This window comes from Microbacterium sp. 22215 (assembly GCF_052045655.1).
GTDB classification, from domain to species: domain Bacteria; phylum Actinomycetota; class Actinomycetes; order Actinomycetales; family Microbacteriaceae; genus Microbacterium; species Microbacterium phyllosphaerae.
Map to the genome: position 1 here is coordinate 245785 of NZ_JBQEPC010000003.1, position 13676 is coordinate 259460.

Consider the following 13676-nt stretch of genomic DNA (forward strand, 5'->3'; position numbering starts at 1 on the left):
CCGCGTCGGTCTGGGGCCCGTCGTGGCGGCACTCCCGCATCGTGGCCGCCTTCGGGGGAAGGCGGCCACGAATGGGTCAACGTCGTCGGCGGCGGCGCTCCCGTGCGGTCTTGCGAGTCTCATCGCCGACGGGCCCGACATCGCCCGGGAACAGCGTGTCCCTCGCGAGCTGTCGCTCTCTGCGGCTGCGTCGCGCATCGGCCCAGCCGACGACGAACCCGAACGCGATCAGCACGACGGCGGCGAGGAGCACTGCCCGCGCGTCCATGGCCACCCACTCCGCCCACAGCGACCCGGTGCCCACCAGCACCGCACCGGCGCCTGCGGCCGACAGGCCGATCTGCAGGCGCACCATCGACCGGTTGCCCGAGAGCAGAGGATCGACCAGGGTCACGTCGACGCGGCGAGGCATGCCGTCCGACACCCACCGCGTCAGTGCGCGCTCCCTCCGGAACTGCAGCACGATGCCTCCTGCCCAGGCGAGGATGCCGAGCACGGCACAGATCGCGATCGCGGCCCCGCTGCTCAGGCTCAGCACATCGATGCCGTTCTCGATCGGCTCGTTCCAGTAGACCGGATCACAGGTGCGGCACTGCTGGCGCATGAAGACCGAGAGCATGAACGCCGCGAGCGAGACGAGTGTCGCGGTCAGCAGCACGTTCGCGATCCGAGCGATCGTTCGCGCGGTCGGGACCGAGAGCCAGCGGGGCACGACAGCGCGCATCGCGGCCTCCCGCCGATCCGCATCTGCTCTCTGCGCTCGCGGCACGAGCCGCTTCCACCGGGTCCACAGCTCACCCACACGAGCGGCGTCGCGCTCGACCATTCGTCGACCGAGTCGCCGCACCGCCTCGGCTCCGGAGGCCAGCACGGCGATCACGAGGAGCGCGACCCAGCTCACCGCATCCTCGCGAAGGTCCTCGGTGAAGAACACCCCCAGCGCGAAGAGTCCGCCGAGCCCCGCCAGGCACCAGAACAGAACCGCACCCGTCGTCTGCAGCAGGTCGGCCGGCGCGTTCTGGAGTTCGAGTCTCAGGGTTCGCTGCGGCACGGCATCCGGATTCCGTTGCGCGGCCGCCTCGACCGCGCGGAGTGCCGCGACGCGCTCGGCGACCACGACGAAGGGCACGGCGATCGCCAACACGGCGGCGACGACGAGGAACACCCCCATGCTCGCGCGGAAGAGGGGATCGAGGTCGACCTGCCAGTACAGCGATGGCAGGGCCTCCTCCCCTACGATCCCGATCACGATGATGCCGACGAACGTGAAAGCCGTACCGGCGATCAGCCCCACGCAGGTGTCGAGCAGAGCACGCCAGAACGCCCATCCACGCGATGAGACCTCGATGATCGTCGCCGTGGACGCGTTCATGCGCTCGTGCTGTCGCGGCGAGCGCGCGTCTGCTCCGCTCGGGTCGCGAGCAGCTCGTCGGCGGGGTATCCGACCTCGGTGAGCGTCAGCCCCCGTGCCGCCAGCACCTTGAACTCGCTCGTCCTCGTGAGCGCGTCGCGCAACACGGCCAGGTCGTCGACATCGAGGCGGCCCTCGCCCACCGCCGCGCACGCGCCCACCAGTGCACGCACCATGCTGTGGCAGAAGGCATCGGCCTTCACCTCGGCGACGAGCACGCCGTCGGCATCTCGCGACCAGCGGTAGTCCAGCAGAGTTCTGATGGTCGTCGCCTCTTCGCGTGGCTTGCAGTAGGCCGCGAAGTCGTGGAGTCCGATGAGCGTGCGCGCTGCGGCGTCCATCGCTTGGCCGTCGAGCACCCCGCGGTGCGTCGTCGTGTCGTGTCGGCGGACCGGGTCATACCCCGACGCCTCGTCGGCGAGCCGGTAGCGGTAGCGGCGCCAGACGGCGGAGAAGCGGGCGTCGAATCCTTCAGGGGCGATCGACGAACGCGTCACGGTCGCATCGGGATACGCCCCGAGGACCCCGCGCATGCGGCGAGCGATGGATGCGGCCGGGTCCTGCGGAGTGCGGCCCTGCCGAGATTCGATGCGCGCCCACTGCTCCTCGTCGAGATCGACGTGCGCGACCTGCCCCTGCGCGTGCACGCCCGCATCCGTGCGCCCCGCGACGACGAACTGCACGTCGGATCCGACGATGCGCGCGAGCGCCGCCTCGAGAGTCCCCTGCACGGTGCGCAGGGTCGGCTGCTTGGCCCACCCGCGGAAGTGGGTGCCGTCGTAGGCGATGTCGAGCCGGATGCGCACGGATAAAGCCTAGGGCGTACCCGTGCGCCGCCCGATGCGGATCAGATGCCGCCGTCGATCGAGCGGATGAAGTCGCCCGGCTCGTCGGGGACCATGACCTGCGTGTCGCGGTTGAGGCTCTCGCCGCGGAAGAACCGCTTCGAACGCGGGAAGAGGTACCAGACGAACATCAGCACCAGGCCGATGGCCAGCGAGCCGATGCCGATCACGAAGGTGCCGCCGATTCCGAAGAGCACGGTGTAGCCGTAGTCGACGTCCCACATGTCGATCGCCGACTGCACGAATGCACCCGTCAGCATGAGCCCGCCGAGGAGCGGGAAGAGCCCCTTGAAGAAGAAGTCCCGCGCAGAGGTGGTGAGGTCCTTGCGGAAGTACCAGACGCACGCGAAGCCGGTGATGGCGTAGTAGAACGCGATCGCGAGCCCCAGCGACAGGATCGAGTCCTGGAGGATGTTGTCGCTGATCAGGGTCATCCCGACGTAGTAGGCGGACGCGACGACGCCCATGACGATGGTCGAGAACGACGGCGTCTTGAAGGTCGGGTGCACGTCCTTGAACTTCGCGGGCAGAGCGCGGTAGACGCCCATCGCGAGGGTGCCTCGTGCCGTCGGGAGGATCGTGGTCTGGGTCGAGGAGACCGCCGAGATGATCACGGCGACGACCAGCATCCAGCCGAAGGGCCCGAGCAGGCCGTCCTTGATGGCGAGGAAGAAGTCGTCGGCGTTCGCCTCGTTGCCGAGCCCGGTGCCGGTCTCGCCGAGTCCGGCGTACATCATGGCGGCGATCGTCACGCCGACGTAGGTGAACAGCAGGATGACGGTCGTCAGCAGTGCGGCCCGCCCCGGGATCTTCTTCGGATCCTTGGTCTCTTCATTCAGCGCCAGGCAGGTGTCCCAGCCCCAGTAGATGAAGAGGGCGAGGAGGATCGCCTCGGTGAAGCCCGACCAGTCGGTGAAGCCGAACGGGTTCAGCCACTCGAGATCGAACGGGGTCGGGTTCGGCGCCGTCCCGGCGAAGAACTGCCAGAGTGCCGCCACCACGAAGATCGCGAGGGCGAGGTACTGGATGCCGAGCAGGATGTTCTGGATGCGCTCGCCGATCTCGACACCGCGCCAGCTCACCCACGTCATCGAGGCGATGAAGAGAACCGCGACAAGGATGATGCGCCAGTCGTTGTTCTCGAGGTCGAACCCGATCAGCGACCAGAAGTACACCGACGCGATCTGCGCGAGGTTGGCGAGCACGACCATGCCGGCGACGGCCACGCCCCAGCCGCCCATCCAGCCGACCCACGGACCGAACGCCTTCGTGCCCCAGGTGAATGTCGTGCCGCAGTCGGGCACGGCGTTGTTCAGCTCACGGTAGGCGAAGGCGATCAGCAGCATCGGCACGAACGCGATGATGAACGCGATCGGCGCCTGGGCTCCGACTGCGAGGACCACGAATCCGAGCGTCGCGACGAGCGAGTACACCGGCGCGGTGGACGCGAGACCGATGACCGTGGACCCCCACAGCCCCAGCGAACCGGTGGCGAGCCCCTTGCCGTCGGGGCGTTCGAGATGGATCGGCGTCGTAGCTGACATGCTCAGAAGATACGGCCACTACGGTTATCGCGTCAATCCTTTTCTCGGACCGACGGATTTCGTGGAGACGTGTCGTTGCGAACAACGGAATCCGTTGACCTATCGTCGAGCGGTCATCCCGTCGGCATGATCGGCCACCCACTCGACGAGCGGCAGCATCCGCCCCATCAGATCGCGGCCGAGCGGCGTCAGGCTGTACTCCACGTGCGGGGGCACGGTCGGGAACGATTCCCGGTGCACGAGTCCGTCATCAGCGAGGGTGCGGAGAGTCGAGGCCAGCATCTTCTCGCTGATGCCGCCCACCTCACGTCGCAGCTCGCCCCAGCGGCGCGTCCCGTCGGAGAGAGACGAGAGCACGAGCACACCCCACTTGCTCATGACGTGGTCGAGGATCACGCGGGTGCTGCATCCCGGCTCGAAGATCTGCGGGGTGGACTCCCGGATCTGCGCATAACTTACCGCCATGTACGTACCTTACTTCAAAGTGGGTACCACCGGTCCGGAATGTTCTCCTCCTGCCCGACGGTTGTGGGTCATGTCACCTACGAAAGGACACCCCATGACCATCCTCGTCACCGGCGCGACCGGCAAACTCGGACGCCTCGTCATCGCCAGCCTCCTCGAGCGCGGTGCGGACCCGCAGTCGATCGTCGCGGGTGCTCGTGACGTCGCCAAGGCCGAGGGGCTGGGCGTGCGAGTCGCCCGTCTCGACTACGCCGATCCGTCGTCGATCACGGCGGCACTCGACGGCGTCGACTCCGTCCTCCTGATCTCGGGTTCGGAGGTCGGACAGCGCGTCGCGCAGCACGAGGCCGTCATCGACGCCGCGACGCAGGCAGGGGTCACCAAGTTCGTCTACACCAGCGCCCCGAAGGCGACGACGAGCGACCTGGTCCTCGCTCCCGAGCACAAGGCCACCGAGGAGCTCATCCAGGCCTCCGGGCTCCCCTCCGTGATCCTCCGCAACAACTGGTACACCGAGAACTACGCGGCAGACCTGGCCCGCGCCGCCGAGACGGGCGTCCTTGCCGCGGGCGCCGGCGACGGGCGAGTCGCCTCTGCGAGCCGCAAGGACTTCGCGGATGCCGCAGCCGTCGTGCTGCTCGAAGACGGCCACATCGGCGAGGTCTACGAGCTGGGCGGCGACGTCGCCTGGAACTACGCCGACCTGGCCGCGGCGATCGCGGAGATCTCCGGGCGCGACGTGACCTACCAGCCGCTGACTGCTGACGAGCAGCGCGCCGGCCTCCTGGCGGCGGGCCTCGACGAGGGCACCGCCGGCTTCGTGGTCGCCCTGGATGCCGGCATCGGCTCCGGCGCACTCGCCGACACCGACGGGACGCTCGCGCGCCTCATCGGCCGTCCGACCACGCCGCTCGTCGACGGCCTGCGCTCGATCGCCTGACCCCTCACCACCAGAACGCCGAGAGGCGCCGATCTTCACCCAAGATCGGCGCCTCTGCGTGCTCACGCGGACTCAGTCCGACGATGCCTCCCGAGGATGGACATACGCGATCGTGAGCACGATGTCGGCGAGCGCCAGGCCGTCAGCGGTGAGGGTCCGCTCGACCACCGCACGCACCTCGCGGAGCGTGGCGACGGCGCCCGCCGAGTATTCGATCCCGAGCGATGCTTCGACCTGTGCGGCATCGCCGGAGATCCGCACCGCGACGAGGGGTTCGTCGGAGCGATTGATGCCGAGCACGATCGCGCTCGTGCCGACGAGATTCGAGATCAGCGAACCTGCGCGATAGAGGCTGCGAACACCCGTCGTCGCGAGCACCGCCGCTTCCACGCGCTCCGCGAGTCCCTCGTGGGTCACTGGGTTCGTCATGACTTCTCCTCCGTCGAGTCGCTGACCCTCTGGACATCACGCACCGTGATGTCGATCCCGGTCAGGGCGAGGTCGGTGTGTCGGTGCACCCGCTCACCCACCTCCTGCCGCAGCCGTTCGACGGCCACGGGGATCGATTCGCCGTACAGGGCGTTGACCTCGATGGTGATCCGAATGGGCGCGCCCACTGTCGTGGCATCGCCCTCGAGCGTCGAGTGACCGACGAGGATGCCGGGGACCGCGTTCTCGGCAGAGCGGATCAGGCCGCGAACGGCTCCCTCGGTGATCCCGAAGTCGACACCCGCCTCCGCCTCCTCGAACGGGATGCGGCGACCGGCACGGGCATCCAGGGCGATCCCGCTGAGGATGCGGTCGACCCAGCTGTCGTCGACCTCGGGCATCGCCGCGGTATCCGCCTCCATCAACTGCCCACCCAACCCGCGCAGACGTTCGAGCGCGTCGAGCGCGAGCTGACACCCGGGCGAACCCTCGATGTCAGGGTCGAGAGGCAGACGCCCCGCCTCGAGGTAGTCGGTCAGCTCTTCGAGCGTGTGTCCATCGAGATCACTCGGTTCGAGACCGAGCTGACGCACGTCGGGAGTCTCCTGCTCTTCAGTCATCGCCACGCCTCCATCCGCACGATCATGAACTTTCGGGCTCGGGCGAGCAGGCCTCGAGCGGTCGAGACGGAGATGCCCAGTTCCGCGGCGATCTCGTCGTAGGAGTATCCGCCCATCTCGCGGAGCACCCAGCACTCGCGCTGTGCGGCGGGAAGCTCCTGCAGAGCGGCTCCCAGGGCCGCGACACCCTCACGCGCCTCCACGACCCGTGCAGGCGAGTCCTTCGAGGGGGCCGCCTGCTCCATGTCATCCACGTCGAGTGTCGGGCGCAACGCCCGAATGCGATCCACGGCCTTGCGGCTCACGATCCTCATCAGCCAGCTCTTGACCTTCGCGGGGTCGTCGAGTTCCGAGAACCGCTGCCACGCGGTGACGAACGTTTCCTGCACGATGTCGTCCACGTCGGCGGAGGCGTTCAGCATCCGGTGCGTGTATGCGCGCATCATCGGCGTGTACCTGCGGACGAGCACCGCGAACGCGGCGACGTCCCCATCCATCGCTCGCCCGGCGACGATCCGGTCGTCAGCCTGCTCGAGAGCAGAGCGAAATGGTTCCCCAGCCATGCGTGGACTCCTTTTTCCATGCCCCCGAATAGATTCGGAGCGAACCCGAGATCGGATGGGATGCCCGATCCGATCTCGGGTTCATGAGGTTCTGATCCGATCACTCGTCCAGACCTCGAGGGGTCACAGGACACGAGCCTCCGCACCGCCGTCGACGTCCACGTCATCGGCCGGCTCGTCGTCGGCCGGGATGTGCACGTCGTTGATGGTCACATTCACCTCGACGGCCTGCTTGCCGACGTACTCGGCCATCGCAAGGGAGATGGCTGCTCGCACCTCGTCGGCGACCTTGTGCAGCGCGGCCGGGTACTCGGCGACGATCGTCACGTCGACGGCGACCTGAGTTTCGCCGACCTCGACGCTGACGCCCTGCGCGAGATCGGTGGAGTTGAGCGCGTCGCGGATGGCGCCCACCGCACGAGCCGCTCCCCCACCGAGAGCATGGACACCCGGCACCTCCCGGGCGGCGATGCCCGCGATCTTCGCGACGACACCGTTCTCGATGACCGTCTGGCCCGTCGACGGCGCTGCCGCCTCGGTCGCTGCGACCTGAGCCTTCGACCCGGTGCTGTTCGTCACGTTCGCCATGGTGCGCTCCTTCATCCGAATGTCCGCCCCGTCGAGGAGCGGGTCGCAGTGCCGCGACACCACTAAGACGGATGCTACGAACCATTCGTCACAAAGTGCTCCGAGATTCTCTTCACAGTGCACTCTTAGGTTCAGAGTGCAATATTGCACTCTATGAGCCAGAGTGCAGATTCATTGCGGGGTCAGCGCAAGCGCGAGACATCGCGCGCGCTGACCGAGGCCGCCCGACGATTGACCGCGGAGCACGGGTTCGCCGGCTTCACGGTCGAGGAGCTGTGCACCGAGGTCGGCGTCTCGCGACGGACGTTCTTCAACTACTTCGAGAGCAAGGAGAACGCGGTCTTCGGTTTCGCCGCGATCGACCCCCGTCAGGAGGCTCTCGAAGAGGATTTCGTGGCCCGTGCCGGTGACCTGCTCGACGACTTCATCGAGCTGACCACTGCTCGGTTCGACCTGTTCAACCCGCTCGACGACGCCCCCGCCATGTTCGCGATCATCGAGCAGGAGCCGCGCCTCATCAAGGCGGCGTTCGAGCAGATCGCCAAGAACGAACGTCGTGACATGGCGCTGATCGTCCGGCGAACAGGCGACGGCACCGGCGCCGAACTGCGCGCCGAGGTCCTCGTCCATTCGGTCGGTGCTCTGGTGCGCCTGAGCATGGACCAGCTGCTCCACCACCACTCGACCGACTCCTTCAGCGACCTCGTCAGCCGCCGGCTCGAGGTCGCCCGCACCGTGTACGCACCATCACAGAAAGCCGACTGAATGTCCGCCACAGCCACCAAGGATGCGCCCTTCCTGCTCACGAAGCGGCGCATCTGGATCATCTTCAGCGCCCTGATCGCGGGGATGCTGCTGTCCAGCCTCGACCAGACGATCGTCTCGACCGCGATGCCGACGATCGTCGGCCAGCTCGGCGGCGTCGACCACCAGGTCTGGATCACCACCGCCTACCTGCTCGCGACCACCATCGTCATGCCGATCTACGGCAAGTTCGGCGATGTGCTGGGCCGCCGCAATCTCTTCCTGGTCGCGATCGCTCTGTTCACTCTCGCCTCCGTCGGATGCGCCTTCGCCACCGACTTCTGGATGTTCGTCATCTTCCGCGCCCTTCAGGGGCTCGGCGGCGGCGGACTGATGATCCTGTCGCAAGCGATCATCGCCGACATCGTCCCGGCCAACGAGCGTGGCAAGTACATGGGACCGCTCGGCGCCGTGTTCGGCCTGTCGGCTGTCGCCGGCCCCCTCCTCGGCGGCTTCTTCGTCGACCACCTCACCTGGCAGTGGGCGTTCTACATCAACATCCCGGTGGGTATCGCGGCGTTCATCATCGCCCTCGTGGCGCTCAAGCTGCCGAGCAAGAAGGCGCAGAAGCCGATCGACATCTTCGGCGTGATCTTCCTCTCGATCGCCACCACGTGTCTGATCTTCTTCACCGACTTCGGCGGTGACAAGGAGTTCGGCTGGAATTCGCTGGCCACCTGGGCCTGGGGCGCGGGGCTCGTCGTCGCAGCCACCGCCTTCGTCATCACGGAGTCGAAGGTGCAGGACCCGATCATCCCGCTGAGCCTGTTCCGCAACCCGATCTTCGTGAACGCGACCGCGATCGGTCTCGTGCTCGGAATCGGCATGTTCGCCGCGATCGGGTTCGTGCCCACGTTCCTGCAGATGTCCTCCGGAACGTCCGCGGCAGCATCCGGGCTCTTGATGATCCCGATGATGGTGGGCCTGATCGGAACCTCGATCTTCTCGGGCATCGCGATCTCGAAGACCGGCAAGTACAAGATCTATCCGATCGTGGGCACGATCCTCACCGGCATCGCGATGGTCTCGATGACCACGCTGTCGGCCGAGACGCCGATCTGGCTGATCTGCACGTTCCTCTTCGTGTTCGGCGCAGGACTCGGCCTGATCATGCAGGTCGTCGTCCTGGTCGTGCAGAACGCGGTCCCGTCCGGCGAGATCGGCACGGCCACCAGCACGAACAACTACTTCCGCGAGGTCGGCGCATCGCTCGGCACCGCCGTGTTCGGCACGATCTTCACGACGCGCCTCACCGAGAACCTGCTCGGGGTGTTCGCGGACGCAGGCGCCTCACCGGACGCCGCATCACAGGCCGCGTCGACGATCGACCCCGCGACGCTCAGCTCGCTGCCCGATGAGGTGCGAGACGGCATCGTGACGGCCTACGCGGATGCTCTCGCACCCGTGTTCTGGTACCTCGTGCCGTTCATCGTGCTCGCCCTCGTGCTGTCGCTGTTCCTCAAGCAGATCCCCCTCTCGGATCAGGCCGGACTCGTCGCCCGCGGCGAGGCGATCAGCGGCGAAGAGGCCGAGCGTCTGGAGGCCGAGCAGCGCGGCCTCTCCGGACGACCGTCTGACGCCGCGCCTGACGACGAGGACAGCGTCGCGGCCGGCCGGAGCGATGCCCCGCCCACCATCCGTTGACCCACTGGCACAGACCACGGGCCCGCTCCTCGGACGAGGAGCGGGCCCGTGGTCTGCGCGATCAGGGAAGGTCGCCGACCTCGAGCTCGTCGGGGTGATCCGCGTTGTCGCCGTCGGCCTTCTGATCCTCGCCAGGAGTCGCGGGGTCGACCTCGGGATCCGGGTCGTTCGTCACGAAGTCGGCGTCCACGCCGACCGCTTCGATCCCGGAGCCTGATTCCGGTGTTGCCTGAGGGTCTGACATGTTCGCTCCGATCGTCTGTTGCAGCAAAGGACGTTCAGTCTCGCCGCCGCGCGAGTCGGACGGCATCCCCTTGACAGGATTCACGTCCGCGCGCGAACGGACGCCACTGCACCGACGATCGTGATGAGTCTGGACCCTGGGTACGCAAAAACCCCCGGGAATCCCGGGGGTTTTCATCTGTAGCAGGAGCGGGGCTTGAACCCGCGACCTCACGATTATGAGTCGTGCGCTCTGACCAGCTGAGCTACCCTGCCACACCGCATCCGCATCGCAGATACGAACGCTGTGAGCCCCGAGTCAGGATTGAACTGACGACCCCTTCCTTACCATGGAAGTGCTCTGCCACTGAGCTATCGGGGCGTGCTGCCCCTCGCGGGGCAACCACACGAGAATACCATCACTGTGGCGTCCTCATGAAATCGAGGCGGGTCAGTACGAGTACCGGCCCGCGTTCTCGCGCAACCACGGCAGCGGATCGATCGTGCTGCCGTTGATGATGATCTCGAAATGCAGGTGGGCACCGTACGAACGACCGGTGTTGCCCGTGTGCCCGACGATGTCGCCGACCTTGACGGTCTGCCCCGCCTTGACCTGGAGCGAGCCGTACTGCATGTGCGAGTAGTGGCTCGTGATGACCTGTCCGTCGATCACGTGATCGATGTAGACGGTCACGCCGTAGGCGCCGCCCTGCTCGGTCGCGATGCGCACGACGCCATCCGCGATCGCCTGGATGGGTGCGCCCTCGCCCGGGACGAAGTCGATTCCCTCGTGCAGACGGCCCCAGCGCATTCCGTAGCCCGAGCTCATGCCCACGCCGACCTTGAAGGGCCACTGGATGGCGGCCTCGGGGTCGTTGGTGAAGACCTCGTTGGAGTAGTTGATGCCCTCTTCCGACGCCACCTGGATCAGCGAGACGGTCGAGAAGCTGTCCGAGCGCGCGAGCGACTCGTTCTGCACATCGGACGAGGTGACGAACGCCTGGATCTCGTCGTCCGCCTCACCTGCGGCAGCCGATCCGGATGCGGCGACGAGAGACGTCGCGCCGACGGACTGCGCACCCTGGACGGCGGCCACGGCCTCCGCCGGGAGCGTCATGCCCACGGCGAGGAGTCCTGCGATGCTCATCACGCCGACGGTCGCGCCGACGGCGAGGAACTTGCGGGCCTTCGGGCGGCGACGGGCGACGTGCTCGGCCGGTGCCTCGTCTGCGGCCGCTGCCTCGGGAGCGGGCTCGGTGACCGTCTCGGTCGTGACGGCGCGGAACGCACGGGATGCGGACTCGAAAGCGTCGCCGACCGGTGCGTCCGCCTGAGCGGCGTCGCCTGCCTCAGCGGACTCGGTCACGGGCTCGGCGTGCGACTGCTCGGCGGCGTCGACGGTCGACTCAGCGACATCCGCCGGGGCGATCACGTCGGTCGAATCAGAGGCAGCGGATGCCGCGGCTACTGCGGTCGCAGCGATGAAGACCTCTGCGGTGTTCAGTCGCTGACGAGCGGCTCGGCGCGAAAAGGGGGCTTCCGGGGTGGCCGGTGCGGCGTCGGAGACGGCTTCCGTCACTCCTGCCGCAGAGGCCTCGAAGGCCGCAGTGCGGGGACGGCTGGAGCGGCGCGTGGGCGCAGAGGCAGCCTGTGAATTCTCGAAGGGCAAAGCAGATTCTCTCGGGTTAAACGTCAAGCTCGGGGGCGCTTACAAAGTTCATCGATTCGGGCCGATGAAAGTAACGATCGGATAAACCCTAGCCTGCTCGACCTGGGAATGCCATGAATTCGTCACGTTTCATCTCGAAGAATCTCGAGGATCCGGTCGTGGACCTGGGTACCACCCGCGACGATCATGGGTCTCGGCGAGGCGGTGTCGGTGAGCGAGACCCGACCACCGGCTTCGCTGACGAGCAGTGCTCCGGCCGCGTGATCCCAGGGCTTGAGCCCGCGCTCGAAGTATCCGTCCAGACGCCCGGCCGCGACGAAGGCGAGGTCCAGCGCCGCGGATCCGGCCCGACGAAGATCCCTCGCGATCGGCATGATCGCTCGAACGGTCGCGAGGTCGCCGTCATGTGTCGCCGGGTCGTACCCGAACCCGGTCGCGAGCAGCGCACCCGCGGGCGTCTCGGACGTGACCGCGAGCCGCTGCTCGCCGAGGAACGCGCCATGGCCCCGCGCGGCGGTGAACGTCTCTCCCGATGCGGGCGCGTAGACGGCTGCGGCGAGGGCGTTCCACTCTCCCGGCACGGCGGTGCCGCTCACGGCTGCGATGCTCACCGCATAGGAGGGGATGCCGTAGGCGTAGTTCACCGTTCCGTCGATCGGATCGACGACCCAGGTGATCCCCGTCTCTCCGGGATCGGCCTCGGACTCCTCACCGAGGAAACCGTCGCCCGGCCGGGCCGCCTGCAGGCGCGCACGGATGAGTGCCTCGACCTCGCGATCGGCATCGGTCACGATATCGGCGAGTGTCGACTTCGTCGCTGCGAGGTGTACGCCCTCGGCGCGCCTCTCGCGTGCCAGGTCGCCGGCCTCGCGCGCGATCAGCGACGCGAGGCGGGCGAGTTCGAGCTCGAGGCTCACTGCGGCGGGTACGGCGGAGCCGGCGGGTACGTGGCCGGAGCCTGCGGATACGCGGTCGGAGCCTGCGGCGCGGGTGGGACGGCAGGCCCCTGCGCGTAGGGTTCGGGAGCGACCGGGAACGGAGCTGCCGGGAACTGCTGGGGCGCCGGCGCGGCCGGCAACGCCGCCTGCTGCGGCGCCGACGGGTGTCCCGTGTAGTAGGCGTTCCAGTCCGGTGAGCCGTCGGGCAGGACGGGAAGCGGCGTGATGCCGTCTGCGTAGGACGGCCATGCGGGAGCCGCCGCGATTCCCTGTGCCGCCGCGGCCGCCGCGGGCTTGCGCGGCGCGAACAGCGCGTTCAGCAGGGGGATCAGCGTCGTTCCGACCGCCGCGAGGATCGTGAGCGCGACGACGATCCGCCAGTAGAGCTCTCCGTACTCGAACGTGTTCGGGAACGTGAGGAAGAACACGAGCATGCCCACGAGGCCGGCGAGGAACGCGACCGTGGCGATGTAGATGATGCGCGTGAACGTGGTCACGTGACGCTGTGCTGCCGGGGTGAACAGCCGCACGTGCAGCAGCGCGAGCTGAAGGATGCCGACGACCAGCAGAAGCTGGAAGAAGCGCTCGGCGCCCGTGAAGTACTGGTTGTCTTCGGGGAGCCAGATCTTCACCGCGCCGACCAGAAGGGCCACGATCCATGTGACCATGCTCGCCAGCGCGAGCCAGTCGGGACGATTCGGCGCCAGGCCCGCTTCGAGGATCGCGATCCCGGCGAAGGCCGCGAGCAGCAGGATCGTCAGGAAGGCGCGACCGATCAGGCCGTCCTGGTCGCCGACGAGCACCCACACGACGCAGACGAGCGCGGCAGCGATGAGCGCACCGATGGCGATCCAGATCGCCCCTCGGATCAGGAGTGACATGTTCTTCTTCTCGACCAGCGCCGACGGCTGCTGGGCGATCTCCGGCTGGGACATCGCGTTCCTCTCGTTGAGCGGCGTTGCGTTCATCCTTGCACGCGGCGACGGGCGAGCCG

15 protein-coding genes and 2 tRNA genes are annotated in these 13676 nt (G+C 67.5%); 3 read left to right on the plus strand and 14 right to left on the minus strand.

Annotated elements, in window-relative coordinates; all coding sequences use genetic code 11:
- Nucleotides 1–76: 76 nt before the first annotated feature.
- From ACTJKH_RS07115 to ACTJKH_RS07130, 4 genes are all read right to left on the minus strand, one after another.
- The gene (locus ACTJKH_RS07115) at nucleotides 77–1372 is read right to left on the minus strand and encodes a hypothetical protein (RefSeq protein ID WP_440736324.1); all 1296 of its coding nucleotides are present in this window, start codon (nucleotides 1370–1372) and stop codon (nucleotides 77–79) included.
- Complete coding sequence (truA, locus tag ACTJKH_RS07120; RefSeq protein WP_440736325.1) at nucleotides 1369–2217, minus strand: tRNA pseudouridine(38-40) synthase TruA; 849 nt, start codon at nucleotides 2215–2217, stop codon at nucleotides 1369–1371. The genes ACTJKH_RS07115 and truA overlap by 4 nt, the downstream gene beginning before the upstream one ends.
- Nucleotides 2218–2258: 41 nt before the next feature.
- Nucleotides 2259–3800 carry an APC family permease gene (locus ACTJKH_RS07125; RefSeq protein WP_440736326.1) on the minus strand — a complete coding sequence of 514 codons (1542 nt, stop codon included), beginning with the start codon at nucleotides 3798–3800 and terminating at the stop codon, nucleotides 2259–2261.
- A 99-nt stretch (nucleotides 3801–3899) separates the two neighbouring features.
- Nucleotides 3900–4265, minus strand: coding sequence for a winged helix-turn-helix transcriptional regulator (locus ACTJKH_RS07130; protein ID WP_440736327.1), 366 nt, complete (start codon nucleotides 4263–4265; stop codon nucleotides 3900–3902).
- Between the two features lie 94 nt (nucleotides 4266–4359).
- Between ACTJKH_RS07130 and ACTJKH_RS07135 the strand changes: the two genes are divergently transcribed.
- Entirely contained in the window at nucleotides 4360–5205 is an 846-nt protein-coding gene (locus tag ACTJKH_RS07135) for an SDR family oxidoreductase (protein ID WP_440736328.1), read from the plus strand.
- A gap of 72 nt (nucleotides 5206–5277) precedes the next feature.
- Here the strand turns inward: ACTJKH_RS07135 and ACTJKH_RS07140 are convergent, their stop codons facing one another.
- From ACTJKH_RS07140 to ACTJKH_RS07155, 4 genes are all read right to left on the minus strand, one after another.
- A complete protein-coding gene (locus tag ACTJKH_RS07140) occupies nucleotides 5278–5634 on the minus strand; it encodes a hypothetical protein (RefSeq protein WP_440736329.1) in 357 nt (118 codons plus the stop codon).
- Nucleotides 5631–6254 carry a hypothetical protein gene (locus ACTJKH_RS07145; protein WP_440736330.1) on the minus strand — a complete coding sequence of 208 codons (624 nt, stop codon included), beginning with the start codon at nucleotides 6252–6254 and terminating at the stop codon, nucleotides 5631–5633. Before ACTJKH_RS07145 ends, ACTJKH_RS07140 begins: the two co-directional genes overlap by 4 nt.
- Nucleotides 6251–6817 carry an RNA polymerase sigma factor gene (locus tag ACTJKH_RS07150; protein ID WP_210097179.1) on the minus strand — a complete coding sequence of 189 codons (567 nt, stop codon included), beginning with the start codon at nucleotides 6815–6817 and terminating at the stop codon, nucleotides 6251–6253. The genes ACTJKH_RS07145 and ACTJKH_RS07150 overlap by 4 nt, the downstream gene beginning before the upstream one ends.
- A gap of 123 nt (nucleotides 6818–6940) precedes the next feature.
- Nucleotides 6941–7405: an Asp23/Gls24 family envelope stress response protein gene (locus ACTJKH_RS07155; protein ID WP_440736331.1), complete on the minus strand. Its 465-nt coding sequence runs from the start codon at nucleotides 7403–7405 to the stop codon at nucleotides 6941–6943.
- A gap of 153 nt (nucleotides 7406–7558) precedes the next feature.
- Here ACTJKH_RS07155 and ACTJKH_RS07160 point away from each other — a divergent pair, with 153 nt between their 5' ends.
- Both ACTJKH_RS07160 and ACTJKH_RS07165 read left to right on the plus strand, forming a co-directional pair.
- Entirely contained in the window at nucleotides 7559–8170 is a 612-nt protein-coding gene (locus tag ACTJKH_RS07160; protein ID WP_440736332.1) for a TetR/AcrR family transcriptional regulator, read from the plus strand.
- Nucleotides 8171–9853: an MDR family MFS transporter gene (locus ACTJKH_RS07165; protein ID WP_440736333.1), complete on the plus strand. Its 1683-nt coding sequence runs from the start codon at nucleotides 8171–8173 to the stop codon at nucleotides 9851–9853. It abuts the gene before it with no gap.
- A 61-nt stretch (nucleotides 9854–9914) separates the two neighbouring features.
- Here ACTJKH_RS07165 and ACTJKH_RS07170 read toward each other — a convergent pair whose 3' ends face one another.
- The 6 genes from ACTJKH_RS07170 to ACTJKH_RS07195 form a co-directional block, all read right to left on the minus strand.
- Nucleotides 9915–10097 (minus strand): hypothetical protein, encoded by a 183-nt coding sequence (locus ACTJKH_RS07170; RefSeq protein WP_210097175.1) that lies wholly within the window; start codon nucleotides 10095–10097, stop codon nucleotides 9915–9917.
- A 180-nt stretch (nucleotides 10098–10277) separates the two neighbouring features.
- Nucleotides 10278–10351 (minus strand) — tRNA-Met (locus tag ACTJKH_RS07175).
- Between the two features lie 34 nt (nucleotides 10352–10385).
- Nucleotides 10386–10457 (minus strand) — tRNA-Thr (locus ACTJKH_RS07180).
- Nucleotides 10458–10526: 69 nt separating this feature from the next.
- On the minus strand, nucleotides 10527–11744 hold the full coding sequence (locus tag ACTJKH_RS07185) for a M23 family metallopeptidase (RefSeq protein ID WP_440736334.1): 1218 nt from the start codon (nucleotides 11742–11744) through the stop codon (nucleotides 10527–10529).
- A gap of 122 nt (nucleotides 11745–11866) precedes the next feature.
- The gene (locus tag ACTJKH_RS07190) at nucleotides 11867–12661 is read right to left on the minus strand and encodes an inositol monophosphatase family protein (protein ID WP_440736335.1); all 795 of its coding nucleotides are present in this window, start codon (nucleotides 12659–12661) and stop codon (nucleotides 11867–11869) included.
- Nucleotides 12658–13617 carry a hypothetical protein gene (locus tag ACTJKH_RS07195; RefSeq protein WP_440736336.1) on the minus strand — a complete coding sequence of 320 codons (960 nt, stop codon included), beginning with the start codon at nucleotides 13615–13617 and terminating at the stop codon, nucleotides 12658–12660. The genes ACTJKH_RS07190 and ACTJKH_RS07195 overlap by 4 nt, the downstream gene beginning before the upstream one ends.
- Between the last annotated feature and the right edge of the window lie 59 nt (nucleotides 13618–13676).